The following is a 26759-nucleotide window of genomic DNA, read 5'->3' on the forward strand; positions in this document are numbered from 1 at the left end:
ATTTTATGCGCTCCTTTTTACTTTTGCTGCTATAAAAAATGCTCCTGCAGCAGCAATCGCCGCAAGCAAGAAAGTAGGGAAGAATACTGGACCAGAAAATACAACATTGCTTGGCAAAGATTCGCTTGCTTGCCATGCCTCCGTTAAATTAGGCGTATACCAGGCTGTAAGAAGGATACCAGATGTAAAGTGGCAGACAAAGTATAGAACGATAAAGGCAAAAAGAAAAACTATCCATTTTCTCACAAAAACACCTCCTTTTAACGTATTACGTACTAGGAGGTGTATATGTTTCAAATGATTTTCAAATGTTTATATTTTCTTTTATTAGGCAAATGATTAATAGAACACTTTATCCGTGTTGTACTTCGCGCGAAGCTTATTAATTGCATATGTTTCGTAGATTTCTCTTTCCATTGGATCATCAATGATGAATGCTTCAATTTTGTGCACTTCATCACGGTGATCTTTTAGTGGAGATACATTATCTTCAAAGTGCTTTTTTAATCGTGGGCGCATTTTGCGTGCTTTACCTACAAATAATAGCTCGTTGGCATCGTTAAAGAATAGCAATAATCCACCTTTATCACGAGGAACCTTATGGAAGTCTATAAATCCAAAGACTGAAGGGATGATTGCTTCTCCTTCTTTTGGATTTTGTTCACGCTGGCGAATCACTACATCAGGTTTTGGCATTTCAATTTTAATCAAAATAATTCACGTCCTCTTACATTAATAGAAGTTTATACTAGCACAGTTAAGCAAGAAAAGCTACTCGTCTAGTTGTATTGTAGTATTACATCTTTTATATATCACATACTACAATCGATGCGGAGACTATAAAAAAGGAGTTATACAACTATGAATAAATATACTGAACTTAATAAGAGCTTTTTAAATGGTCAATGGGAAGAAGGGGAAGAAAATAACACTTTCAATATAGAGAATCCATACAACAATGATGTATTAACCACCGTCAAACTGGCATCAAAAAACCAGGTTGAAGAAGCCTTTGACAATGCTAAAAAAGCGCAAAAAGAGTGGGCAAAAGATTCACAAAAGCGTCGTGATGTCATGGAAAAAGCAATCCAATATTACAAAGATAATAAGGATGACATAATCGATCTTTTAGTTATTGAGTCAGGAAGCAGTGTTTTGAAGAGTAATATTGAATATAATAATACGGTCGCCGTAATGGAAGAGTCATTAAAAATGGTTGATAAATTAGGACAAGTTACTGAAACGCCTTCTATTATTGAGAATAAGGTCAATTATTCCTATCGTTTACCGCTTGGCGTCATTTCATCCATTGCTCCTTTTAACTTTCCAATGTATTTATCAATGCGTACGATTGCTCCAGCACTTGCGCTTGGTAATGCGGTCGTTCATAAAGCAGACTTGCAAGTGGGGCTTTGCTCAGGTTCATTGATTGCTAAGGCATTCGAAGCAGCGGGAATGCCAGCTGGTGTTTTCCAATCAATTTTGACGAAATCCTCTACGATTGGCGATACAATGATCGAAAACAAAAATGTAGCACTAATTAGTTTTACTGGTTCTACAGAAGTCGGCAAACGGATTGGCTCTATTGCAGGTGGCCTTTTGAAAGGTGTTGCTCTAGAACTAGGAGGAAACGGACCATTTGTAGTATTAAAGGACGCAGATATTGACCAAGCAGTAAAAGCGGCAGCATTTGGGAAGTTCCTACATTCGGGCCAGATTTGTATGATTACCAACCGCATTATTGTTCACAAAGATTTGTATGATGAGTTTGTAGAAAAATTCGTTGAAAGAGTTAAAAATATTCCTTATGGAGATCCGAGGGATCCTAAAACAATCATTGGACCGTTAATTAACGAAGGTCAAGTAAAAAAAGGTGTTGATAATATCCAAAAGGCGATTGATGCAGGTACTGAAGTATTGCTAAAAGGTGAAAGAATAGGGAACGTGTTAACACCAACTATTTTCGGACATGTTAAAAATGACAGTGAACTCGCACAAACAGAATTATTTGCTCCAATTGCTCCGATTATCAAAGCTGATAGCGATGAAGAGGCTATTGAGATGGCAAATGACACACGATATGGGCTAAGCTCGTCTATATTCAGCGGTAATATAGAAAAAGCAACAGATTATGCATTATATTTGGAATTTGGTATGACTCATGTCAATGATCAACCTGTCAACGACGAACCAACAGTACCATTTGGAGGTATGCGTGACAGTGGTGTAGGTCGATTCGGTAATCCAAGTGTTGTGGAAGAATTTACGTATCAAAAATGGATTTCTGTTCAAACAAAACCGCGAGAATATCCATTTTAAAAAAGAAGTCGCTTGAATGAAACATTCAGGCGGCTTTTCTTATTGAATTAAGATAAAATGGTATTGAGTGGAGAAAAAATATGCATATAATAGAAAATATGGAGTTGATAATTAGTGGAAATTCAATTTGTACCCGGTAATCTCGAGCTTTTAAAAACACCGTATTATGCAGATTTCTTCTATGAAAATATCATCATTTATTTTAACGAGGAGAATACAACAGATGCAGTATTTGAATCAGCAGTACATGGCACTTTTCTACTCAAACTAGGCGAAGCATTAATCAATCTTGTGAAAACAAAAGAAACACAGAAGGTCGAATCTATTGGTACTACTATTTCTTATCGTATTTCACAAACGGATCATACAATTTATATAGTAAAATATAGTGGAGATGAAGAGATAGAAAAACATTTGTGCCGTTATAATTTGTTTTTTGAAGGGCTAACTCTTGCGACCAAAAACTACTTACATACGATCAAAAGAGAGAATCCAAGAATTGTTTTGATTGACCAATACCAGCTATTGGCGAGTTGCTTTATCAACTTTGATCAAATAAGACTATTAGAGCTCCAATAAATTTTTGACCTGGCTTTATAGAGATTATATAATAAGCTTCAGGAGCATAGAAGGAGTGGGTCTTTTGCAAGAGAAATGGACATTTATGGTAGACGGCACAGCATATTTCTGCAAAACGATGGAAGAGGCGATCTCAGAACTACCCATTGAAGAAATTGATGGGGAAGAGTATGTAAAGATCAAACATAAAGATCTTAAAAGATTAGTGGAATTTTATTTAAAAGAACACGCATCAGATATTCAATTTTAAACATCTTATACGCTTCTTTACCTAGTATTTTCAGCTTAAGAATGATAGAAACCCAAGAATATAGCTATTCTTGGGTTTTAGCATTTTTAGAATGGTTTTAAATTGAAGTTCTTTTTTCTTTAATGGAAATAATCCATTTTAATAAAGGTGGTGTGACAACAGTTGTAAATACAACTGCGATAATCATAGGAGTATAGTACTCTTCAGAAAATAGCCCTTTTTGAAATCCAAGTCTGGATGTTATTAATGCGACTTCCCCTCGAGAAACCATGGCAATACCAATTAAAATCGCTGATATTGTATTAAATCCAGTAATTCGTGCACCGATACCTGCGCCCACAATTTTCGTTAGAACAGCAACAACACATAGAATAACAATCAACCCTATATGCTCACCAATTCCTTTAAAGGAAACAGAAAGTCCGATACTTGCAAAGAATACAGGAATAAATAAAACACCTACTGATGGTAAAAGCTTTTCTTCAAATTCTATACGAGATTTGTCTGCTGCTAGAGAAAGACCTGCAAAGAATGCACCGATAATATTACTAATACCCATGAAATCGGCGAAATATGAATAAGCAAAACAAAGTACAACTGCAAAAACTAGCGAAATATCTGTAGATTTAAATTTTGCTACAATTTTAGAAATGACGGGCACAACTTTCCAATTCGCAAGAATAATGACCGCAAAGAAAATTACTTGCTTCAATAACACTGTTGGGATGGATACATCTCCCCCGACAGTAATACTGATAACGATTGCCAGTAAAATCAGGCCAAGTATATCATCAGCAATGGCTGCGCCTAACACTGTAGCACTTTCTCGTGTTTTTAATTGATTGAGCTCACGGAAAGTCTGTACGGAGATACTAACCGAAGTAGCTGTCAACACAATACCTAAAAATAATGAATGTGTAGGATCCATGCCAAAGCTTTCACCGATTAAATAACCTCCTACTAGAGGTAGCACAACACCGAAAACCGCTACAGTCAATGCTGACTTTGTATTAGAGGTTAAATCTTTAATATTTGTTTCAACGCCAGCGAAGAACATTAAAAATATAACACCAAGTTCACTAAAGGTATGTAATAATTCATTATCATCGATATTGCCAATCAATCCTAAAACTGCTGGTCCGATAATAATCCCCACAATTATTTCCCCGAGCACACTTGGCTGTCCAAATCGAACAGCAATGGCTCCCGCTATTTTTGTTGCGAGTATAATAATCACTAATTGAAGTAGTAATTCCAATAATCTGCCCCCTTAACCAAAAGAAGTTTAAAGATTCGAATAATTGAATGCCTATAGACTCCTCATTACTTTTGTTTTGTCTGCTAAAAACATTATGTTTCAATAATATCATAAAATGTATACCTTTGGCTAAATAAAACTATGAAAACACTCATACTGGTAAATATATTCGTATAATTGCCATAGATATAACCCCAGCTAATACAGTTACAGATAAACTTTTTGTCCATATTGCCAAAAGAAGCGTTGGAATAAAAGCAAATACAACAGACCAGTTAAGAGAAGTTATTCCATCGCCAGGTACAAGCAAATTTTCTACAACGAGCGCGCTTAAAATACATATTGGAATGAAAGAGAGCCATTTCATTACTATGGAAGGAAGCTTTACGTGTTTTACAAAAAGAAATGGAATAATTCTTGGGAGCCATGTAACAATTGCACAGCCAATAATTGTCCATATCATTATATTCATACTCATCGATCCATCACCACCCCAATAGCAGCTGCGAAGATTGTTGAAAGTATAACTGCCAAATGTAATGGCATAAAATAGGAGAATATATACATAAGAATTGCTACAATCCCGATTAAGCATAAATTTTTTGTGAGCTTTGTTTTTCCGACGCTTTGCAATTGCAATACGAGAAGCGCTACAAACATTGCAATTAAAGCAAAATCAAGCCCCCACTTTTCAGGCGCTGTAATCCATTTGCCAAGCAGTGCACCTCCAAGACATGATACAATCCAAGCTGCATAGGCAGTAATATTAAGCCCATCCAGCCATCTTCCACTCATTTCTTTTGTCTGCATTAACTTGGTGATTGCGACGCCAAAAGTTTCATCAGTCAACAATGAGCCAAATCCAATGTTGCGCAGGTAGCTGTATTTCGTAAAATAGGGCGCAACAGAAAGACTCATAAGAAAGTGTCGAAGGTTTACTATGAAAATCGTGAAAATAATCACGAGAGGTGGAGTCCCACTCAGAACAAGCGCACAAAAGATAAATTGTGCTGAACCTGCATAGACCAATATGGTCAATAAAGCAATTTCTATCATGTTTAATTGGGATGCTGAGCCCACAATGCCAAATGCCACCCCAATACTTATGTATCCTAACAGTGTAGGAATGCAGTCTCGTATACCTTGCAAGAAAGGATGTTTTACTTGCTCATATTGGACATTCTCTACCGAACTGTTCAACGAATCACTCCTTTTATTATATTCTCTTTATCATACATAACTTTATGGATGTTTTATAGCACTTTTTTCGTTCCAGCGCTTCTGAAAATTTTCAAGTTATTGAAAAAACAAAAAGGAGAGCGTTCATCGCTCTCCTTTCCATTTAGAGTGTCATATTTGCTTAATATGATCTGTTTAGTTTGTAAGCACAGTTAAACGACTACACTCCTATTTATTGTGGATGCTTTTGGAATGATTAACAAGCTCCACCGCCGCCGTAACCGTAACCCATGTAAGAAGCTCCGACAATAATTAACAAGATGAATAGAACAACTAGTAATGTAAAGCCCATATTTATGCACCTCCTTATGAAAAGGTATTAATATAATATGCATTTTGCTTTACACTCATTGGGTAAATGTGTAGAAAACAGGCTTAAATGCTTGAAGCATTTTTTATGATTATTCCTGTTGGGGCGAATTATTAGGATACAATAATACAAAACCCCATGCCTTCACATCCCACTGACTGTACTTTATCTTATGTAGTGCGAGTTAAAGTTGCTTGGGTGAATGATTAGGATTGGTTTTGAAGTCGAACGTAACGATACTTATCTTTAATGTATTGTTTAAAAATTCTTTCAGGATGATTAGTTTCAATTAAGTCTTTATGAACGAATGGTGGAACACCATAATATTCAAAGACGCCATCTTTTATGAATTGAATCCGTAAAATCATTGCGCCCTCGTCATATCCAACTGCTTCTAATTTTGAGGAATCTATCTTTATCCATCGCATTATGAATACCTCCTTAATCATTATATCTTTTATTAATAAGATAACAGAATTTTTAAATAATTTAAAGCGGTTTTTTTCTATTGAGTGTCACAGACAAAAGAAAAAATAATCAAGTTTGAAATAGATTCATGGCATTCTTGTGAATTAAAATAAAAAGATATATATCAAAGGCGAATTTTGTTACAATAAAAGTATTGTTGTCATTACTATTCTTATATATAGTTTATTTTAGTTAGTAAAGGAATGAAAATAGAATAATGGGGAGCAAACATAAATATAAACAGAGAGAAGCAGAAACGCCGCCTTCTTTCATGCAAATTTTAGCGCAGACAGTAAAAACAGGGATAATTAAGTCGAATTTAATTCCAATGGTTGCCGGTTTAACGCTCGCGCTATATACGTATAAAATTAATCCATTTGATCATTGGCTTCGTATAGTTTCAGCAATCATTGGCTCTGCTTTAGTTATTGCTGCAGCAGGGGCCTTTAACAATATCTACGATAGGGATATAGATGCTATAATGCAACGCACCCAAAAACGGCCAACAGTGACTGGAGATATTAGAATCGGTACAGTGTGGTTTATTGCTATTGGATCAACGATTGTTGGGTTGCTCGCGCTTTATTTGGCGACACCGCTTGCAGCATTGCTAGGCTTTACGGGAATTTTCTTTTATGTATTCCCTTATACTATTTGGACGAAACGCTATACAGTCTATAATACAGAAGTCGGTAGCATCTCAGGAGCTATGCCTCCGTTAATTGGTTGGGCAGCAATCCATCCAAACATTATGCATCCGGCTATTCTTGGTTTATTTGTAATCACTTTAATTTGGCAAATGCCGCACTTCTATGCAATTGCAATTCGTAAACAAGACGATTACAGTGCTGCTGGGGTTCCTATGCTTCCTGTAGCGAAAGGTATGAAACGCACATATATAACAACAAATATTTATTTAATTCTTCTCACAGCAAGCTGCTTTTTGCTTGGAACTCTAAGCAAGGGTTTAATGCTAGTAGCTTTATTACTAAGCATAGCTTGGCTTGTTATGAATATTTATGGGTATCATAAAAAAGATCCTAAAAAATGGGCAACTTTACTATTTGTTTATTCACTTCTTCATATGACGGTCCTATTTTCAACGGTTATTATATACTCAATAGTTGGACTGTATTTAAAATTCCATTAAAAAACGGCAATGCCTAATTCGGCTTGCCGTTTTTTTGCTGTGTTCAAGGATGTAATATTTTGAAAAACAATTGACAAAATTATTGTTTCTTTTTATAGTTTAACAGATGAATAGTTAAATTGTTGAACTAAATAGCGAGGTGAACAGATTGGCTTATGACAATATCCAAGAGCTTATTGACCAATATATCAAAACTTCTTTCCAAGTGAATCGAATGGGGGAGGCACTTGTTAAAGACCAGCTGAGTAAAGAATTGACGAATGATCAGCATTATACCCTTCGATTTATATTTCAGCATGACCGCTGTACATCAACAGATCTAGCAGAAGCTTTTCATGTCAATAAAAGTGCCATTACGGCAATTATTACGCGCTTGACGGATAAGGGACTAATTGAGAGAACTCGAGATGAGAACGATCGGAGAGTGGTATATTTATCTCTAACAGAAAAAGGCAAGGAGCTCTACCTTGAAACAGAAGAAAAAATTCATCAGCTAGTTAAGCATTTCATTACAAAGTTTGATAGGAAAGAAATTGAGAGCTTTATGCATACATATGAAAAGCTTTCCCATATTTTAATCAATATGAATAATAAAGAAGGTGTAAAAGAATGAAGGCAATCATAAAAGCAAGATGGTTTGTCATCATTGCATGGATAGCAATTGCAGCTGTATTAATGATGACAGCACCAAATATGGCCAATCTTGTAAAAGAGAAAGGTAGTATTGATGTTCCGGGCAATTATTCTTCTTCCATGGCAAAGCGTATGCTAGATGATATGCAAGACAATGATAAATCACAAGTAGCACTTGTATTTCATAATAAGAAAAAATTGTCCGCAGAGGACACAAAAGAAGTAAAACAAGCTATTCAGAAGCTACAAAAGGATAAGAAACAACTGGGTATCACTGATATAACTACTCATTTTGATGAAAAAGCTTTAAAAGATCAACTCGTTTCAAAAGATGGGAAAACAATCATGGCTTCACTGTCCATGGAAGTTGGTGACCGCAACCCTCAAAAGGTAATGAAAGCACTCTATAAAGAACTAAAGAGTGTGAAAATAGAACATTACTTTACGAGCAGCTGGATGATCGATGAAGACCTTAATACAAATTCACAAGAAGGTTTAAAGAAAACAGAGGGCATCACAGTTGTATTTATTCTAGCTGTATTGCTATTAGTTTTCAGATCTATCATTACACCATTAATACCGCTGATTACAGTAGGATTTAGTTATTTAGTTTCGCAATCAATCGTTTCATTCCTTGTTGATAAATGGGATTTCCCAATTTCTCAATATACACAAATTTTCCTAGTAGCAGTCTTGTTTGGTATCGGGACGGATTACTGTATTTTGCTTTTTAGCCGTTTTAAAGAAGAACTTGCTGAAAAAGAGAGCGTTGCAGAGGCAATAGTTGCAACATATAAAACTGCAGGAAAGACGGTGTTCTTTAGTGGCCTTGCCGTAATGATAGGTTTTGCAGCAATTGGGCTATCAACATTCAAGCTGTATCAATCTGCAGCGGCTGTTGCTATTGGTGTAGCTATTCTTTTGCTTGCTCTCGCTACAGTCGTCCCATTCTTTATGGCGGTCATGGGGAAAAAGATTTTCTGGCCATCCAAAGGAAAACTTGAACACAAGGATAGTAAATTCTGGGGGATTGTCGGGCGCTTTGCATTAACACGACCGTTAATTGCTCTATTAATAGTAGGAGCTGTATCTATTCCGTTTTTAGTAGCTTATGATGGCGACCTTTCTTATAATTCGCTGAATGAAGCTGGTGATGATGTACCTTCAATTAAAGCATTTGATATAATAGCAGACAGCTTTGGTCCAGGCCAATCTATGCCAACTCAAATTGTTATTAAAAATGACGAAGCAATGGATTCTGCGGAGTATTTGGGATTAGCAGAAAAAATCAGTAAAGAAGTAGCTAAAAATGATGGCGTTGACTTTGTTCGATCTGTTACACGTCCGACAGGAGAAAAAATAAAAGATTTAGCAGTTGCAAACCAAGCTGAAGGTTTGAAAGAGGGCGTGGGGAAAAGCAACGAAGGCATCAAAAAAATCAGCGACGGCTTGAAATCTGCAGGTGGAGAGTTATCAAAGTCTGGTCCGCAATTGAAAAAAGCCACAGATGGTATTGATGGTCTTATCAATGGTACAGACCAATTAAAAAATGGTATGGGTCAAGTTCAAACAGGTTTAACAAGGATTGAGAAGGGCATCCGAGACGGATCAATGGGTGCAGGCGAGATTAATAAAGGGCTTGAGGATATCAAAAATAATTTGGTTGCTATGTCTGATGGGAGCAAAAAGCTTCTAACAGGCTATCAACAAAGTGCACAGAGTTTATCAAAATTGAAAGAAGGCTATCAAGCAATAGGGAACAATCTTTCTAAACTAGCACAAACTATGGGAGCATTAAACCCATCATTTACTAATTTAGAGAAGGGAAATCCAGATTTAAATCAAAATAAAGATTACCTTACAATAAAACAAACAGTGTCTACTGTACAGCAGAGTACGACAGCAATAGCCGGAAGTCTTGGAAAATTAACTGGCGGCTTGGGGCAAGTCCAAACTGGTCTAAATCAAGCTAATGCTAATTTAGAACCAATGGCAAATGGTCAAAAGCAAATGGCAGAGGGGCTTGGAAAACTTATCCAAGCAGTAAGTTCACTTCAAAGTGGTTTAAACCAAGCTGCAAATGGTCAAAACCAAATTATTGGGAATATGTCTACTTTTGAAGGTGGGCTTTCTAATTTGAAAAATGGCCAACAACAATTATTAAATGGATTTTCAAATTTAGGCGGACAGATGAGTCAATTGACAGATGGTCTAAATAAAAGTGCTACTGGTTTAAATAAAGTCCATAAAGGGCTCAAAGGGGCTCAAGGTTATTTAGATGGGTTGGCCTCATCGCCGGATGATATGGCAGGCGTATATATACCAGAAGAAACGATTCACAGTAAAGAGTTTGAACCATCTCTTAATGCCTATATGTCAAAAGACCGCAAAACTATGACATTGGATGTTGTCTTTAAAGAAAATCCTTATTCAAACGAAGCGATTGCGCAAATTGATCCTATAAAAAAAGCAGTGGACAATGCTACAAAAGATACAAAGCTTGAAAATGCTAAAGTGGCAGTAGGAGGTATTACAAGCACCTATAACGATATGGGCAAAATGTCAGATGCGGACTATACGAGGACGGTCATTCTTATGCTTTCTGGTATTGCATTAATCCTTCTTTTATTACTAAGATCGATTATTATGCCGCTCTATTTGATTGCTTCATTAATCCTAACTTACTATACTTCAATGGCTATTACAGAATCTATATTCGTGAATTTGCTTGGCTATGATGGTATTAGCTGGGCAGTCCCATTCTTCGCATTTGTAATTTTAATTGCGCTCGGCATTGATTACAGTATCTTCTTAATGGACCGATTCAATGAATACAAAGATCGATCAGTAGGTGAAGCAATGCTAGAGTCCATGCGCAAAATGGGTACTGTCATCATCTCTGCGGCCGTTATTCTTGGAGGTACGTTTGCTGCTATGATGCCAGCAGGTGTTCTATCATTGCTAGAAATAGCAACGGTTATCTTAATTGGCCTAGTATTGTATGCACTAGTGATTTTACCGTTGTTTATTCCAGTGCTTGCTAAAACATTTGGAAAAGCTAACTGGTGGCCGTTTATAAAAAAAGAGGACTAAATCTCTGATTCTTTCTCTGATAAAATAAGATCTGGTTGGATACAGAATTTAGCAGAATTCTGTATCCAATTTTTTTATTCAATAATAAAGATTAAAGTCTTAAAAATAATCAACAAGAATTATATACCCTTCATATGATAGTTAGAGTAGTAGGTTTATATTTTAGTTTTGAGGGAGGGGGAATATGTATTTACTCTTGCTTGTCGTGCTGATTATTATCATTCTGATTCTCATTTTGCTCAACAAGCAAAATAGAATGTTAGTTATCTTTCTGGCCGCTGTACTTGTTCTTTTAATTGTTGAAATTATTGCGGTTATAAATGATATTATTCTGAATTTCCCTTCATAGTTAATGAGAAAATTGAGATAGAAAAAAGCAGGGAAATGACTCCCTGCTTTTTTCTTTTATAAAATTCTTCGTATGCGGAAGAATTCATTAAATAATACGGCTGATTGTGTAAATGGCAAGCCAAGATGCCATGATCCAATTCCTCTTAATCGTTTGTCAACAATCATTTGTAGTTTTTGAGCAAGTGCCCTTGCATCTTCAAACCATACCCTATGCTCAGCGCCAGTTGCATCCCAATAAGTAAAGAACGGTTGCTGGTACTCTCTTGAATAGGAGATAGGTACATTATGTCGCATAGCCGTTTTGATTGCCTCAGCCACTGATACAGCTTTTGCACTGACTACTTGGCCGTTTGCAACAGTCCAATCATAGCCATATCTAGGGACGCCTAAGAGAATTTTTCTTGCCCCGATTGTTTGAATCGCATAATTTACCGTTTTTCTTACTTCTTGAATAGGAGCTACAGGACCAGGATCACTACCAAGCTCATGCCAGTCGTAAGCCATCAAGAATACAAAATCAACAGCTGCTCCAATTCCCCTATAATCATATCCTCTTCTCCAAGGCGGATCGTTTTCTTCTGTTTTAAACGGTAAAGCAACAGATAGTGAAAACCCACCTGGTTGAATGCGAGTGCGAAGTTCTCTTAAAAAAGTTGTAAAGTTATCACGCTGTGAAGCAGGGATTTGTTCAAAATCTATATTGACGCCTGAATAATTTTTGTTTCGGAGTAGGTTATAAATATTTGTAATCAAACGCTGTCTAACTGTGGCATTTGATAATATAGTGACGGTCAAATTTGGATCAAATCCTGTGCTTGTTAGGTTTGTAACCACTGCTATAGGTGCAACAAAATTGTCCCGGGACATATTAACGATGCCTTGATCGTTCAGCTCGCTCAAGCTGCCATCAGCTAGAACGTGGTGTTCGAAAATGCCATAATAGGTGTTCAGTGGTGCATATGTTTGTGTAATTAATTGATTACTTTCAGGAGTGGAAACGGTAATATAGCCAAAACTATAGGCGCTGTATTTTTCTCTTGGAGGTAGATACAATGTTTGCCCGACTGATAGTTCATTAGACTGAAGTCCATTATAAGCTTTTATTCGATCAGCTGAGACCATCGCCATTTGGGAAATTGTAAAAAGTGAATCTCCAGGTTGTACTACATACTGGTCTGTTGGAATCAATAAATCTTGGCCCGGAACAATTGTATCAGTCGATAATCCATTGATAGTTCTTATACTATCCATGGTTACTTGATATTTTCTGGCGATAGAAAAAATAGACTCTCCAGTTTTTACAACATAAATAAACAAATAACCCCCACCTTCTCTTTCATTCTCATATACAACATATGCGAAAAGAAAAAATTTGCGAAAGTTTTATTGTAAAAGCAAGGGTTTAGGGTACTAATAGCGAATAAATATAAAAAGAACCTAGAAGGCAGGTGAAAAAGCAACTATCCTTAAAGGTGTAATTGCTGAATTAAATGATAATACTTATCTATCTTTTGAGTTCTTATTTAATAGGAAGTATCATGGCAGCATGGTTTATCGGCAAATGGTATGGTGTATCACTGGCTAATCTAAACAGCGGTAATTTAGGAGCAAGGAATGCTGGCAGAACATTGGGGAAGCTTGCGTTCCTTTATACTTTTATAGGAGATGCAGCTAAAGCTGCTGTAACAGCCATGATAGGTCATATACTATTGCTTGATGAGTTTGTAATTGCTTGTGGTGTATGTCTATGTATTTTAGGGCATCTTTTTCCAGTTTGGCTCCATTTTAAAGGTGGGAAAGGGGTAGCAGCATTGATTGGTGGTGTGGCCGTATTGAATCCAATGCTTTTAATGATATTGGCTACTTCTACTGCTATCGCTCTGCCATTTTTCAAAAACCTTACAAGGGGAATGATTTTTGGTTTTGTGGCTTGCAGTTTGGTTATTCTCACCTTCCATATACCTGTCTATACACCGTTATTGTTGAGCTTTTTGCTCATTACATATAAGCACCGCAAAAATCTTAGGGAAAGAGTGAGCTAATCATGTATTATTGCAAAATAGCACGAACAGATAAAGAATTCAATGAAATTGCACGGTTTAATTATCAAACTTTTGTAGAAGAAATCGCTCAGCATTCGCCAAATGAAGATGGAAAATTACAAGATCGCTTTCATAATGAAAATACATATATATTAGTATATCGAAATAACGATATTGTAGGTATGCTCGCTTTTCGGGATCAACGTCCATTTTCATTAGATGAGAAAATAGGGAATGTGGAAAATTATTTAGATAGCAGTGACTATGAAAAACTTTGTGAAATTCGCTTATTAGCAGTGAAAAAACAATTTAGGAACGGCCGTGTATTCAGACAGTTAGCAAAAGCTATTTATACGTACGTATATGAAAGAAATTATTCTGGAGCTATAATTTCAGGTTTTACAAAGGAAGAGAAGCTGTATAAGCACTTAGGTTTTACACCTTTTGGTTCTGAAGTCGGAACATCACAAGCGAAATTTATTCCTATGATTTTAACTCGAAAAAATTGTGCTCAAATGGCTGAAAAAATTCGTTTAAAGCAACATTATTTTTATCCTGGTCCAGTTTTACAAACAAGCACTTTGACCAATACTAGCTTGTCTCATAGGTCGGGGAATTTTAAGAATCTTTATCAAGAGTTATTGGATCGGCTTTTACAAGAAGCACAAGCGAAATTTGTTACAACAATTGTCGGTTCTGGAACATTAGCAAATGAAGCAATGCTTGGACAAATGAAAGCTGACTTCCAACAACAAAAGGGTATCATTCTTTCAAATGGAGAATTTGGAGAACGTCTCATCAGGCAAGCAAGACACTGGGATTTACAGTTTCATAGTTGTTTATATCAATGGGGTGAGACATTTCAACTAGCGGAAATTGAAGAAATGTTTAAAACAGGTGATTATCGGTGGATAGCCCTTGTACATGGTGAGACATCTACAGGTGAATGCAATAATCTCCAAGCAATCACGAGATTAGCGGAACAATACCAAGTAAAGGTATGTGTAGATTGTATTAGCACATTTGGTGCTTTAGCTTTTTCAATGAGAGGGCTCTATATGGCATCTGCTGTCAGCGGGAAAGCACTCGGAGCATTAAGTGGCCTTTCCTTTGTATTTTTAAATCAAGTACCACAAACTAACAATGCGCCACTTTATTTAAATTTAGCACATTATTTTTACCATCCAATCCCATTTACAATTCCAGCATTCCTCGTATCTAATACAGTCGAGGCATTAAAGGAATATCCAGAACGATATAAAATATTGAAGAATCGCTTAGATAGTGTAGAGGATTCCAGTATATCTCGTTATAAAATATGTGTTTCTTCAAATTATCCGACCATTATGTCTTTTGTTTTTCCTAATTCTCTTCAAAACTTTTGTGATGATGCTAAATTAAACGGATTCTTTTTACATGGTGAAAGTGTATACTTGAAGGAGAAGCATATCTTTCAAATCTCCACCATAGGACCAGATTTTGAAGTAGCTTTTGAAAATTTTATTCAATTTTTTGATCAATATATAAATACTTCGTTAGTTTTACAAACAAGTGATTAAAAAAGTTAAACAAATTGTAATACCACAATCAATTTTATTTTTCATTTATCAGATCCATACATGCTGCCGGGCGGTCGCCAAGAATCCCTACTCCTTTCATTCATATATTATGGTATGAAGAAAGGAGGGATTGGATTGGCTATGACACCCTTTAATGGCGAAGAATATAAGAATGTTACAGATGTACCCCCTCCGCCGCTCATTAAAGCAGTGCAGACAACAATGGGGCCGCCTCCATTTAAGCCAAATGCTACAAAAGCATTAACACAAGATGAAGTACCAGTTGAATCACCTATGGAGCAGCAACAACAAACTCAAGGCCAAAAACCGTGGCTTCCATTGTTCAAAAAATTTTAAACAGCGGAAGATACTTAGTTCTTAATATTAGTAATAGAAACTCAAATAAGGGGTAAGGCTATGTGAGTATGGAATTCTTGCGTAGCCTTTTACTATGTAAATAAAAAGGAGAACAATCCCCAAATGAATACAGAAAAATTGAAACAGCTAATTGAAATAAAAGAATACCAAACTATCCTTAACAATATTTCACAAATAGAATTGAGAGAATGCTCACTTAATGAGTTAAAAGAGATATTAGCATTTTTCAAAGAGGAAGGTCTCGATAACAACAACATATTGCTCTTCCGACAGTTCAAGCAACTGACTGTATACGATAGAAAATATTGTGAAATTATACATCGTGATTTTCTTTTATTGTTAGAGGCATTTCTTGAGCAAAAAATAACTGAAACTAACAGCTATTGGAATGCAAAAGAATTACAGGAAGCAAATCATCTATATCAAAAAGCCATGAAAGGAGACTCTGTATCACAATTATTACTTGGTCAAATCTATAAAACTATTGGCCATGATGATTGGGCATTTGTATGGTATGAACAAGCTGCAGCTGCAGGAAATCTGGATGCGATCTATTGGCTAGGCAATTTTTATTATGATGGAGTGGTTGTAAGAGAAGACTGGGAGAAGGCATACCTTGCTTATAAAGAAGCGGCTTTAAAAGGACATGCTGATGCAATGAATAACTATGCAGATATGTATTTACGAGGAGAGTTTGTTGAAAAAGATGAACAGCGCGCATTTGAACTTTTTTCAATTGCTGCAGATAGAGGCGTTGCAGAGGCGATGTATACGCTTGGTTATATGTACGAAAATGGGGTGGGTGTCGATCTAGATAAAACCAAATCGCACCATTGGTTTACACAATCAGCGCTAGCAGGGGATGTATTTGCTGCTAATCGTCTAGGACATGAGGCATTTCAAAATGGCGATGGGGTAGAAGCGATGCGCTGGTATCAGCTTGCGGCAGATCAACAAGATGTAGATGGGGAGTTCAATCTTGGTTTTTGCTACGAAGCAGGGATTGGTACACAAGTTAATTTTAAGAAAGCAAAATATTGGTACCAAAAAGCAGCCTTACAAGGAGATCAAGAAGCAAGAGAAAAACTAAAGCTCTTATAAGAAGTTGAGTGAATGTAATATATATCCTTTTATAGAATATGATTATAAAATTTGGATTTTTGTTTACAAAATTCGATGTAATGATATATAATTTTATTAATATTTCAATATATTAGAATATTCTATAAAAAGGAGGCGTTACGATGAAGTTGGCTAGAAATATTTTAATCGCGTTAATTGTCGGCGCAGTTGTCGGTTTAGTGATGAATTTTGCAGCACCATCCATTTTCCCTAAAGTTGATCAGTATTTCTTTTCCCCACTTGGAACGATCTTCATTAATTTAATTAAAATGCTTGTTGTTCCACTTGTATTCTTTTCTATTGCACTCGGGACGGCAAATATTGGTGATCCAAAGAAACTTGGGAAAATTGGCGTAAAGGCAATTGTCTTTTTCTTAGCGACAACGGCGATTGCTATTATTATTGCAATTGTGTTGGCTTCAGTTATAAAACCAGGAACTGTCGGAACTTTTGCAACAGATGGGCTTCAATACGAAACAAATGAAGCTCCTGCAGTAACTGATACATTATTAAACATTATTCCTTCAAATCCTGTTCTAGCATTTGTGGAAGCCAATATGCTTCAAATCATATTCTTCTCTGTTTTTATCGGTATTGCCCTGGCGTTCTTAGGCGACCGGGTAAAGACTGCATGGAAGGTTATCGATGAAGGTAATGAAATCATGATGTACTTAGTGACATTAGTGATGAAATTTGCTCCGTTCGGTACTTTTGGCCTGATTGCGTCGGCCATTGGTAAACAAGGATTTGATGCAATTAAAGCAATGGGCCTTTATATGATTGTTGTTATTTTAGGGTTGATTGTGCACTTTATTTTCGTCTATGGTGGAGCGGTAAAATTTATGGCGAAGAGGAATCCGATTCAATTTGTCAAAGATTTTTTCCCAGCAATGACTGTCGCATTTAGTACATCAAGTAGTGGAGCCACTTTGCCGCTTGCAATGGATATTGCACAGAAGAAATTAGGTGTACCTAAATCGATTTCAAGTTTTGTTCAGCCACTTGGAGCAACTGTCAATATGGACGGAACTGCTATTATGCAAGGAGTAGCAACTGTCTTTATCGCACAAGTATTCGGGGTGGAATTAACAATTATGCAATTAGCTACTGTTGTTATCATTGCAGTTTTGGCAAGTATTGGTACAGCTGCTGTTCCTGGAGCAGGCTTAATTATGTTGGCAATGGTGTTAAATGCAGTTTCATTGCCGGTAGAGGGGATTGCTCTCATTATTGGTATTGACCGAATTCTAGATATGGCCCGTACAGCCGTAAACGTCACAGGAGACGCTGTGTGCGCAATGTACGTTGCTAATACAGAAAGTAATTTAGTAGAAGAGAGTGCTGTAAATGAAACTCAATTGCAGCAAGCTCAATAAAAATGGTAGTTTTTAAGATTAGCCATTCTCAAAATCAATTTTAAAAGTGAAGAATTTCTTCTAAGATTGGTAATCGCATCGACAGCGGAGTACTAAATTAAGTTCTCTATTATGATTGGATTTAATTATAATAAAATAAAAAGAAAAACCGAGCATATGTGAATTTTTATCACATGAAGCTCGGTTTTTTATTTTGGTTTTTCTTCTTTAAATTATTTAGTCGCTTCTAAATCTTTAATTCCTTGATAGATGCATTCATATAATTCTTCAATATTTTCTTCCTCAATGCATGAGAATGCAACGCGCAAATCTGTTTCGCTAAGTGCGATTGTGCCTACACCATAGCGGTCTAACAAATGTAAGCGGAGTGTATCCGCATCAACAGATTTTAAATTCAAGCACATGAAATAGCCAGAATTGAATGGATAGTAATCCCATACAGCGTTAAATTTGCTATTATTTAAGACTTCCTTCACACGGTTGGCGCGGGCTTTCATGATATCAAATTTCTCTTGTTTTTGCGCTTCAAATTCTGGACTTTGTAATGCATGAAGCAAGAATGTTTGAGAAGGGTGCGAACCGCTTGAAATTGTTGCACGGATGATCCCCATTGTTTTATCTTCTAAAGCAGCTAGGATTGCTTCGCTTTTATTTCCGTAAGTGATAAAACCAACTCGGAATCCCCAAATGTATTCTTCTTTTGTAGCGCCATCTACTTTAATTGCTAGGACGCGTTCATGCAAATTGCTCAATGCACCAAATAAAGACTCATGTAAAGAATCCTCAAAGAAAAGGGAGAAGTATGCGTCATCTGTAACAACTACAACATTGATACCAGCATCTGCTGCTTTATGGATAGCATCCACAATCGCATCGCCTTCATCTTTTAGAGGTGTATAGCCTGTTGGATTGTTTGGGAAATTCAATAAGACAATGGCTTTGCCTTTCTCTTTTTGCGCTATAATCGCATCGTACAATCCATCTGCATTAAATTTATTTTCGTTATTATATAAAGGGTAAGTGACAGTATTTGTATGGCGTCGAATACCAAACACCATATCATAGTTTTCCCAGTTTTTATCAGGGATAATAATCGCATCGCCTTGATCTGCAAATAAATCAGCAACAGTGCTCAAACCATGTGTCAATGCATTCGTCACAATTGGATTGCCAAAGGATTTACCTTCTAATGAAGGATTTTCCACTAGCATTTTTTTACGCCATTCTGCACGAAGTTGAGGTTTGCCAGCAGGTGGGGCATAAGGATAAAGGTCAGAAGGCTTATAAGCGGATAAAGTTTCTTGAATTACGTTTAAATGCATCGGCTGTCCATTCTCAAGAGCAGTTCCGATAGTCGCATTAAATTTATGAGCCTTTTTCCCAGCTTCGGCTGATTGGCTTAGGATTCCTTCTTTTGGATAGTATAATGCTTTTCCTAGATCCGATAGCATCTCAAATACAAATGGATTTTCTGATTGAATTTTTTCATTTAATTCTTTTGCTAAACTATGCAAAATTGATCGCCTCTTTTTCTCTATGCTAACGATATTATACATGATTTTATGATGAAAAGGATGGGGTATAGCCAATAATATTGTTATTACTTGAATTTTTTTAAAAAGATAAACCTCGCTAGTCTATTTAAAATAAAAACAAAAAGGAGCTAACAGAAATTGAAGAAATTAAAGAGAAAAAAAGCAAAGACATGATAGAGCAATGCTCCTCATATTTTTGCTTTTTAATTTTATTGATTAGTTTTAAATTTAGCTAATGCTGTTTGTAAATCTTCTGCCATTTCACTAAGAGTCTTGGCTGAAGAAGAGATTTCTTCCATAAAGACAGATTGCTGCTCTGCCGCGCTTGCAATGCCTTTAGTATGTTCAAAGGTATTGCGGGTTACTGATGAAATATCATTCATAGCAGCTGAAACTTCTTCTGTGCCGGCAGAAATTTCTTCTGCTGCAGCTGAAACTTCAGAAACTTGGTCCGCTATAGTTTGGAATGCATTTGTCATCTGTTTAAATGAACTTCCCGCTGTATTAAGAATAGCAGAGCCTTCATCGACATCGCCTACGCCTTTATTCATTAACTTGGCAGCAGCCGCTGTAGACGATTGCACTTTTTGAATGATAGCAGCGATATGAGAGGAGAATTCCTGTGATTCTGCAGATAATTTTTTCACCTCTGCAGCCACTACTGCAAATCCTTTACCGTGTTCGCCTGCTCGAGCGGCTTCTATTGAAGCATTTAAAGATAACAATTGTGTTTGTGAGGCAATATTGGTGATACCTGATACCATTTCATCAATATTTTTCGAATACACTTCTAACTTTTGGATCTCGCTTGAAGCATCACCAACTGAGTTTCTAATTTGTTCCATTTGGTCCATGGCATGTTGGATATTATTATAGCCTTCTGTTGCTTCATTTGCTGACATGTTTGTCTGTTCAGAAACATTTGTTGTTGACTCTGCAACTCGCTGAACGCCGTTAGCCATTTCTTCCATTGAGTAGGATGTTTGGTCTGCACCCTCAATTTGTTGTTCAGAACCTTTTACAATTTGCTGAGTCGAAGAAGCTACTTCATTTGAAAACTTCACGGTTTCATCTGAGATAGCAGTCAATTCTTCTGATGAAGCGGCTAATTGTCCCACAGAGTCGTTCACTTGATTAATAGTGTCAGCAAATGAATCAATCATAAGATTAATATCTGTTGCCATTTGTCCAAGCTCATCGCTTGATTGTACTTTCAATCTAGGTGTCAAATCTCCAGTTGCTAGCACTTTAATAACTTTGGACATATACGGTATTGATTGAAGCATTTTTTTAGAAAGCAAATAGACTATTAATATAAGAAGCAAGCCGCCGATTGCAAAGAATAAAATCATCTTTTTAACATACTCATCTAGACTAGCAAGTGCTATTTTTTGAGGTATAGACGTACCTACTGACCAGCCTGTAGCTGGTACCTGGGAGTAACCGACATATTGTTTCTGGCCTTTAACTGAAGCTAATTGTAGACCTTCTTTTCCAGTTACCATTTTTTGTCCGATTTTACCCATATCGCCTGTTAAATCAGACAATTTCTTTTCTAAGATTAATTTTTTATCAGGATGATACAAAATGGTTCCATTATTATCTAGTAAAAATGAATAGCCACCTTTACCTAGTTTATATGACTGCATAATTCCAGGTAGATCATCTAAAAACAAATCAATTGCAACAAATCCTAACGTTTTATTGCCATCTTTTATTTGTTTAATGGCACTTAAAATAACCTTGCCAAACACTTGGTCCATATAAGGTTCAGTAAAATAAACATCATCATCTGCTAAAGCAGGCTGATACCACGGCCGAGTTTTAATATCAAAACTCTTATCCTGCAATAAATTGTTGTTCCCTATTAAGAAGTTCCCATCGATACTGGCAACCCATACCATAGCAATAGACTCATCAGCTTTAGGTATCCTGTCAAGTGATTGCATAACCGTTTTATAATGAGAATCTGTTCTAGCCTCGTTACGTGAATGAGTAGTATGTAAATAGTCCGTAATTTCTTGGTTTGCAGCAATTTGCCGGACAATCGCTTGTTTTTCAGAAAACATGCTATTAACGGACTCTGCAGTGGCATTACTTTTTGTTGAAAGTTCTTCTTCAATATCGTGTATAAGAAGAGATTTCGTATAGGTATAATTCATCACGCCAGTTACTGAAAAAACAATGATGATGGCAACTAGCAGTGAAAGTGACAATTTGGTTGAAATACTTTTTTTCAGCCATGAAAGCGCTAACTTGCTTTTTTTCAATTTTATCTCCTGCCTTAGTAAAATTTTTCTGTAATGTAGTTATTAAACAACTTTATTACTATAAACTAGATTGATAAATGTAGTCAATACTACTAATTCGATTTTTATCGACAATTCTTTAGTTAAAGAAAATAGATTAGGCATTCAGGCTAAAGAATTACTTTTTAATAAACTATTTAGTGGAATCAAACAGCTCATATGTGAAAAAATCCTCGCTATGATATGATAAAAGTAAGCAAAAATATTTAAATAGAAGGGCCGTTATTTTATGAATTCAACAATCAATACCTTACTGGCTGAACAGGGTGAAAATGTTTTAAAAAGCATGAAGGAATTAAAACGTCTCGCCAAGAAAAAAGGAAAAGCTAGATTTGATGCGTTTGAAAAATTTTGTGCGAACCAACATTCTTTTGGCGTATATACATTTACTGATCCAACTATACAAGAGATGGGTGAAATTAAGGCTTTCCAAGAGAATATGGAAGCTTTTAGAGATACCTTCCAGGTAGTTAGTACAAACTTTGATGCAACAATGGATATTTCTTTAGTAGATTCTATTTATGAAGCAACCTTCACTTCTTATAATGAGATGGTGATTGAATTTAATTTGTTGGATCGCAGACTAGATGCCAAAAGATTTTAGAAAAGGTGGTTGAAGAATGCCAATTCATAATGTTTTGGAGCCAATTATCGACCAAGATACCCGTGTGCTGATCCTTGGTTCTATGCCCAGCCAACAATCGCTTACCAAGCAGCAATATTATGGCAATCCCCGCAACCATTTTTGGCCAATTATAGGTGAAATTCTAGGTTCTGATATTCCAAATGACTATCAACTGAAAATCCAACTTCTTATTCAGCACAGGATTGGCTTGTGGGACACTATACAATCCTGTGAACGGCAGGGAAGCCTTGATTCTACGATTAAAGAGATTGTTCCGAATGATTTTAGTAAAATACTTCGAATATATCCATCTATTCGCTTGATCTTATTTAATGGAGGAAAGTCTTTTGATGTATTTAAAAAGTATATTGGTTTAGATTTTTTAAAAGATGTAGATGTTGATTTTGCTAAAATGCCTTCTACTAGTCCAATACCTGGAAAGAACATCAAATCATTCAATGAAAAGATAGAAGAGTGGCGGATAATAGAAAGGTATATATTATGAACCAGTGAGAATAATTCACTGGTTTTTTTGTATGGCATAATACTAGAAGAGTATTTTTTACACTATAAAAATCATACGCAATGTTTTTAATGACATAATTATCTGAATATTGTAAAATAAATGGTATATTAAAAGATAATGAGGTGTAGGACGATGAATGTACCATTAGTGCTTACAGATTTTTTAGATCGTGCAGTGGAATTATATGGTGAGAAAAAAGCAATTATAGATGAAAATAGAGAGCTTACATACCATGAGCTGAATGGTCGGGTAAACCGATTGTCACGAGGGATACATTCAATGGGAGTTAAAAAAGGCGATCATGTTGCTTATTTAGCTTCAAATACAATTGAAATGTATGAAGGTTTTTATGCCATTTATCAATTGGGAGCAGTCATGGTACCTCTTAATATTCGACTGAAACCTGAAGACTATCTATTTATCCTAAATCATAGTGAATCAAAAATATTGTTTGTTGATCAAGATTTTTATCATTTAATTTTACCTGTTAAAGATAAACTAGAAACAGTAGAGCATATTGTAGTTCATTATAAAGAGAATGGAACATCCGAACTTGGTTATGATGAGTGGCTTACTGGTTTTAGTGAAGCTCCTTTTCCAAGAGAGACGCTTGAAGAAAATGACGTAGCAAGCCTCTTATATACAAGTGGAACAACAGGAGATCCAAAGGGTGTGATGCTAACACATAGAAACAATTATTTACATGCAATTACAACAATGCACCATTTACGAGTGACAGATGAAGATGTGCTCCTTCATGTTTTACCAATGTTCCATGTGAATGGATGGGGGTCACCATTTTATTATACAGCCAATGGAGCAACCCAAATATTTTTACGAAAATCTTCTCCAAAAGCAATTTTTGATGAAATAGCTGAACACAATGTCTCCGTTGTCCATATGGCTCCTACCGTATTAAACAGTTTAATTCAATATTTCGATGAAGAACAGCCTGAACGGTCTGATAAACTTCGTGTAGTAATAGCGGGTTCTGCTCCTCCAGTAGCATTTGTAGAAACAGTAGAAAAGGAAATCGGATGGGAATTTGTCCAAGTATATGGCATGACAGAATCCTCTCCACTAAGTACAATTTCACGTATATTACCTCAATATGAGCATCTACCAAAAGAGGTAAAGTATGAATTAAAGGCGAAAGCCGGAACACCCATGATTGGCACAAAAGTAAAAGTTGTAGATGAACTAGGTGAAGAAGTGCCATACGATGGGGAAACAGTCGGAGAAGTCATTGTTCGAGGCAATAGTGTAATGAAAGGATATTGGAAAAATGAACAAGCTACTCTTCAAACAGTCAAAGATGGTTGGCTGCATACAGGAGATGTAGGCCATATAAATGAAATGGGCTATTTAACTATTACGGATCGTAAAAAAGATATCATTATAAGCGGTGGAGAAAATATTTCATCTATAGAAGTAGAAGGTGTCTTGTATGATCATCCAGATATCCTTGAAGCAGCTGTAATCGCTGTTCCGCATGAAAAATGGGGAGAGACTCCACATGCATACATTGTTTTACGGAAAGACAGCACATTAACAGAGTCTGAGGTAATTGAGTTCTCTCGATCCAAATTAGCGCATTTTAAAGCAATAACAAGTGTTACATTTATTGAGGAATTACCTAAAACGGCTTCTGGCAAAATACAAAAAGTGCATTTGCGCACTAATTATTCAGATAGCACTCATATTCATAAATGATGGTAAGAAGAGTTCACTTTCTATTAAAGTGAACTCTTCTTAAATAATTAGATTTACATTTTTTTCTTATAATTCATTTTTTTATAAGGGTAGCATATAAAGGTAGTGATTGCTCAATTATAAAAGGAGGTTTTTAGATGAATAAAGAAGAAGTGGATAGCAAAATACAAAAAGTTAAAGATAAGATTTCAAGCTCTCAGCAAAAAAAGCAAGCAGATTTTATTTTACGTAACGCAAAAGTAGCGGATGTGTTTAACCTTGTTTGGCGAAAGGCTGACATTGTAGTGAAAAATGAAATGATTGTAGCGATTGATGAAGAGGGGGAATTTGAAGCATTAGAAGAGGAAGATGCGAAAGGCCAACATGTTATTCCTGGGTTGATAGACACTCATATCCATATAGAATCCACTTTACTGCCCCCTTCTGAGTTTAGCCGTGTAATCTTACCATTTGGCGTTACGAATGCTATTACAGATCCCCACGAAATTGCAAATGTTGCAGGTACACTTGGGGTTCAATATATGCTTTTAAGTGCACGTCAGGCAGAAATGGATATATATACAATGGTCCCTTCCAGTGTCCCTGCTACTTCCTTTGAACATGCAGGCGCTAAACTAGATGCAGAAGCTGTTGGGTTGTTTATGAATGAATATGATGTGCTTGGATTAGCTGAAGTAATGGATTATGAAGCTTTTTTTAAGATGGAAGATGACATCCTAAAAAAGATTGTGGAAACAAAGAACCTTGGAAAACTTGTAGATGGTCATGCAGCTGAATTGACGAAGACTCAAATTCGAGGCTATCGGGCGGCTGGCATACATACTGATCATGAAAGTATTTCAGCAAAAGAAGCAAGTATTCGTGTACAACAAGGGATGTATGTTCTTATGAGAGAAGGGTCTGCTGCTAAAAATGTTTTGGCTATTTTACCCGCTGTTACCGCAACTAATGCTAGGCGATTTTGCTTTTGTACCGATGATAAGCATGTTGAAGAACTAATGAAAGAAGGCAGTATTAATCATGCTGTTTCAATTGCGATTGAAGCAGGAATGGCACCGTTGTTAGCAATACAAATTGCTACGTTGAATGCGGCTGAATGCTATAAGCTACATAAAAAAGGTGCATTAGCAGAGGGATATCTAGCAGATTTTGTTCTTTTAAAGGATTTGAAAAAATGCGAATCTCAAGCTGTATGGAAAAACGGGAAAAAAGTCGCTGAAAATGGAAAAATGCTAACCGAGAGAAAGAAAAGAATCCCTGTACCTCATTCAATTTTACACTCCGTTAAACTGCCACTCGTGAAAAAAGAAGATTTGGCGATACCACTTAACCCGAACGAGCAAGTACACATAATTGAAATTATCCCAAATGAATTAGAGACTAAATTAAAAGTAGAAAATGTCCCTGTGAAAAATAATGAATTTAATCCTTCACCTAAAGACGATTTATTAAAATTAGCGGTCATTGAACGCCATCATAATCTAAATTGCATAGGAAAGGGAATTGTAATGGGAATGGGGATAAAAAGAGGAGCCATTGCTACAACATTTGCACATGATTCTCATAACTTGATAGTATGTGGAACGAACGATGAAGATATGTTGCTAGCTATAGATGAAATAAATAAGATACAAGGCGGCTATGCGATTACAGCAGATGGTGAAGTGTTGAGTTCAATCCCACTACCTATCGGTGGATTAATGTCAGATCTAGACGCAAAAGCAGTGGTTGAACAAATGAGAGAGCTTCATAAGGCACTTGGAAAAATAGATACAAACCTATCATTTCATTTGTTTATTACACTATCGTTTCTTGCCCTCCCTGCCATTCCAGCTTTAAGACTGACTGATCAAGGATTATTTAATACGAAAGAGTTCAAATTCATTCCTTTAAACCACAAATAAACTATGTAAAGCAGATTCCT

The 26759-nt window shown here is 36.2% G+C and carries 25 protein-coding genes; 15 read left to right on the top strand and 10 right to left on the bottom strand.

Annotated elements, in window-relative coordinates; all coding sequences use genetic code 11:
- Positions 1–3 precede the first annotated feature (3 nt).
- Both AC6CHJ_RS06305 and AC6CHJ_RS06310 read right to left on the bottom strand, forming a co-directional pair.
- Entirely contained in the window at positions 4–246 is a 243-nt protein-coding gene (locus tag AC6CHJ_RS06305) for a hypothetical protein (protein WP_249775896.1), read from the bottom strand.
- Positions 247–339: 93 nt separating this feature from the next.
- Positions 340–711: a nucleotide excision repair endonuclease gene (locus tag AC6CHJ_RS06310; protein WP_066786822.1), complete on the bottom strand. Its 372-nt coding sequence runs from the start codon at positions 709–711 to the stop codon at positions 340–342.
- A 150-nt stretch (positions 712–861) separates the two neighbouring features.
- Here AC6CHJ_RS06310 and AC6CHJ_RS06315 point away from each other — a divergent pair, with 150 nt between their 5' ends.
- The 3 genes from AC6CHJ_RS06315 (at position 862) to AC6CHJ_RS06325 (ending at position 3148) form a co-directional block, all read left to right on the top strand.
- The gene (locus AC6CHJ_RS06315) at positions 862–2319 is read left to right on the top strand and encodes an aldehyde dehydrogenase family protein (protein WP_498287709.1); all 1458 of its coding nucleotides are present in this window, start codon (positions 862–864) and stop codon (positions 2317–2319) included.
- A gap of 114 nt (positions 2320–2433) precedes the next feature.
- Positions 2434–2898, top strand: a complete 465-nt coding sequence (locus AC6CHJ_RS06320) for a hypothetical protein (RefSeq protein WP_147193558.1) — start codon at positions 2434–2436, stop codon at positions 2896–2898.
- Positions 2899–2962: 64 nt separating this feature from the next.
- The gene (locus AC6CHJ_RS06325) at positions 2963–3148 is read left to right on the top strand and encodes a hypothetical protein (protein WP_066786829.1); all 186 of its coding nucleotides are present in this window, start codon (positions 2963–2965) and stop codon (positions 3146–3148) included.
- A gap of 97 nt (positions 3149–3245) precedes the next feature.
- On the opposite strand, the gene AC6CHJ_RS06330 is transcribed toward AC6CHJ_RS06325, so the two are convergent.
- The 5 genes from AC6CHJ_RS06330 to AC6CHJ_RS06350 all read right to left on the bottom strand — a co-directional run bounded on the left by AC6CHJ_RS06330 (position 3246) and on the right by AC6CHJ_RS06350 (position 6383).
- Positions 3246–4406, bottom strand: a complete 1161-nt coding sequence (locus AC6CHJ_RS06330; protein WP_147193557.1) for a cation:proton antiporter — start codon at positions 4404–4406, stop codon at positions 3246–3248.
- A gap of 151 nt (positions 4407–4557) precedes the next feature.
- Positions 4558–4884: an AzlD domain-containing protein gene (locus AC6CHJ_RS06335; protein ID WP_147193556.1), complete on the bottom strand. Its 327-nt coding sequence runs from the start codon at positions 4882–4884 to the stop codon at positions 4558–4560.
- The gene (locus tag AC6CHJ_RS06340; protein ID WP_147193555.1) at positions 4881–5606 is read right to left on the bottom strand and encodes an AzlC family ABC transporter permease; all 726 of its coding nucleotides are present in this window, start codon (positions 5604–5606) and stop codon (positions 4881–4883) included. The genes AC6CHJ_RS06335 and AC6CHJ_RS06340 overlap by 4 nt, the downstream gene beginning before the upstream one ends.
- Positions 5607–5841: 235 nt before the next feature.
- The gene (locus tag AC6CHJ_RS06345) at positions 5842–5937 is read right to left on the bottom strand and encodes a YjcZ family sporulation protein (protein WP_084246876.1); all 96 of its coding nucleotides are present in this window, start codon (positions 5935–5937) and stop codon (positions 5842–5844) included.
- A 224-nt stretch (positions 5938–6161) separates the two neighbouring features.
- On the bottom strand, positions 6162–6383 hold the full coding sequence (locus tag AC6CHJ_RS06350) for a KTSC domain-containing protein (RefSeq protein ID WP_147193554.1): 222 nt from the start codon (positions 6381–6383) through the stop codon (positions 6162–6164).
- Positions 6384–6640: 257 nt separating this feature from the next.
- Between AC6CHJ_RS06350 and cyoE the strand changes: the two genes are divergently transcribed.
- The 3 genes from cyoE (at position 6641) to AC6CHJ_RS06365 (ending at position 11299) form a co-directional block, all read left to right on the top strand.
- Positions 6641–7573, top strand: a complete 933-nt coding sequence (cyoE, locus tag AC6CHJ_RS06355; protein WP_150284269.1) for a heme o synthase — start codon at positions 6641–6643, stop codon at positions 7571–7573.
- A 148-nt stretch (positions 7574–7721) separates the two neighbouring features.
- Positions 7722–8186 carry a MarR family winged helix-turn-helix transcriptional regulator gene (locus tag AC6CHJ_RS06360; RefSeq protein WP_147193552.1) on the top strand — a complete coding sequence of 155 codons (465 nt, stop codon included), beginning with the start codon at positions 7722–7724 and terminating at the stop codon, positions 8184–8186.
- Entirely contained in the window at positions 8183–11299 is a 3117-nt protein-coding gene (locus AC6CHJ_RS06365; protein WP_392994134.1) for an MMPL family transporter, read from the top strand. Before AC6CHJ_RS06360 ends, AC6CHJ_RS06365 begins: the two co-directional genes overlap by 4 nt.
- Before the next feature lie 405 nt (positions 11300–11704).
- On the opposite strand, the gene AC6CHJ_RS06370 is transcribed toward AC6CHJ_RS06365, so the two are convergent.
- Positions 11705–12967 carry a glycosyl hydrolase family 18 protein gene (locus AC6CHJ_RS06370; protein WP_147193550.1) on the bottom strand — a complete coding sequence of 421 codons (1263 nt, stop codon included), beginning with the start codon at positions 12965–12967 and terminating at the stop codon, positions 11705–11707.
- A gap of 173 nt (positions 12968–13140) precedes the next feature.
- On the opposite strand from AC6CHJ_RS06370, the gene AC6CHJ_RS06375 reads away from it, so the two are divergent.
- The 5 genes from AC6CHJ_RS06375 (at position 13141) to AC6CHJ_RS06395 (ending at position 18127) form a co-directional block, all read left to right on the top strand.
- Entirely contained in the window at positions 13141–13692 is a 552-nt protein-coding gene (locus AC6CHJ_RS06375; RefSeq protein ID WP_147193549.1) for a glycerol-3-phosphate acyltransferase, read from the top strand.
- 2 nt (positions 13693–13694) lie between these two features.
- Complete coding sequence (locus AC6CHJ_RS06380; protein WP_498287712.1) at positions 13695–15251, top strand: aminotransferase class V-fold PLP-dependent enzyme; 1557 nt, start codon at positions 13695–13697, stop codon at positions 15249–15251.
- A gap of 135 nt (positions 15252–15386) precedes the next feature.
- Entirely contained in the window at positions 15387–15608 is a 222-nt protein-coding gene (locus AC6CHJ_RS06385) for a hypothetical protein (protein ID WP_147193547.1), read from the top strand.
- 123 nt (positions 15609–15731) lie between these two features.
- Entirely contained in the window at positions 15732–16730 is a 999-nt protein-coding gene (locus AC6CHJ_RS06390) for a tetratricopeptide repeat protein (RefSeq protein WP_498287714.1), read from the top strand.
- Between the two features lie 143 nt (positions 16731–16873).
- Positions 16874–18127 carry a dicarboxylate/amino acid:cation symporter gene (locus AC6CHJ_RS06395; protein WP_249775899.1) on the top strand — a complete coding sequence of 418 codons (1254 nt, stop codon included), beginning with the start codon at positions 16874–16876 and terminating at the stop codon, positions 18125–18127.
- Positions 18128–18339: 212 nt separating this feature from the next.
- Here the strand turns inward: AC6CHJ_RS06395 and AC6CHJ_RS06400 are convergent, their stop codons facing one another.
- Positions 18340–19641 (bottom strand): aminotransferase class I/II-fold pyridoxal phosphate-dependent enzyme, encoded by a 1302-nt coding sequence (locus AC6CHJ_RS06400; RefSeq protein ID WP_498287716.1) that lies wholly within the window; start codon positions 19639–19641, stop codon positions 18340–18342.
- Positions 19642–19871: 230 nt separating this feature from the next.
- A complete protein-coding gene (locus tag AC6CHJ_RS06405; protein ID WP_147193543.1) occupies positions 19872–21932 on the bottom strand; it encodes a methyl-accepting chemotaxis protein in 2061 nt (686 codons plus the stop codon).
- A gap of 268 nt (positions 21933–22200) precedes the next feature.
- On the opposite strand from AC6CHJ_RS06405, the gene AC6CHJ_RS06410 reads away from it, so the two are divergent.
- The 4 genes from AC6CHJ_RS06410 to ade all read left to right on the top strand — a co-directional run bounded on the left by AC6CHJ_RS06410 (position 22201) and on the right by ade (position 26739).
- Positions 22201–22575: a hypothetical protein gene (locus AC6CHJ_RS06410; RefSeq protein WP_498287718.1), complete on the top strand. Its 375-nt coding sequence runs from the start codon at positions 22201–22203 to the stop codon at positions 22573–22575.
- A gap of 16 nt (positions 22576–22591) precedes the next feature.
- The gene (locus AC6CHJ_RS06415) at positions 22592–23101 is read left to right on the top strand and encodes a DNA-deoxyinosine glycosylase (RefSeq protein ID WP_249775901.1); all 510 of its coding nucleotides are present in this window, start codon (positions 22592–22594) and stop codon (positions 23099–23101) included.
- Between the two features lie 153 nt (positions 23102–23254).
- On the top strand, positions 23255–24835 hold the full coding sequence (locus tag AC6CHJ_RS06420; protein ID WP_498287720.1) for a long-chain-fatty-acid--CoA ligase: 1581 nt from the start codon (positions 23255–23257) through the stop codon (positions 24833–24835).
- A 137-nt stretch (positions 24836–24972) separates the two neighbouring features.
- Positions 24973–26739 carry an adenine deaminase gene (gene ade / locus AC6CHJ_RS06425; RefSeq protein WP_498287721.1) on the top strand — a complete coding sequence of 589 codons (1767 nt, stop codon included), beginning with the start codon at positions 24973–24975 and terminating at the stop codon, positions 26737–26739.
- Positions 26740–26759 lie beyond the last annotated feature (20 nt).

The organism is Rummeliibacillus sp. GQ308, assembly GCF_059759115.1.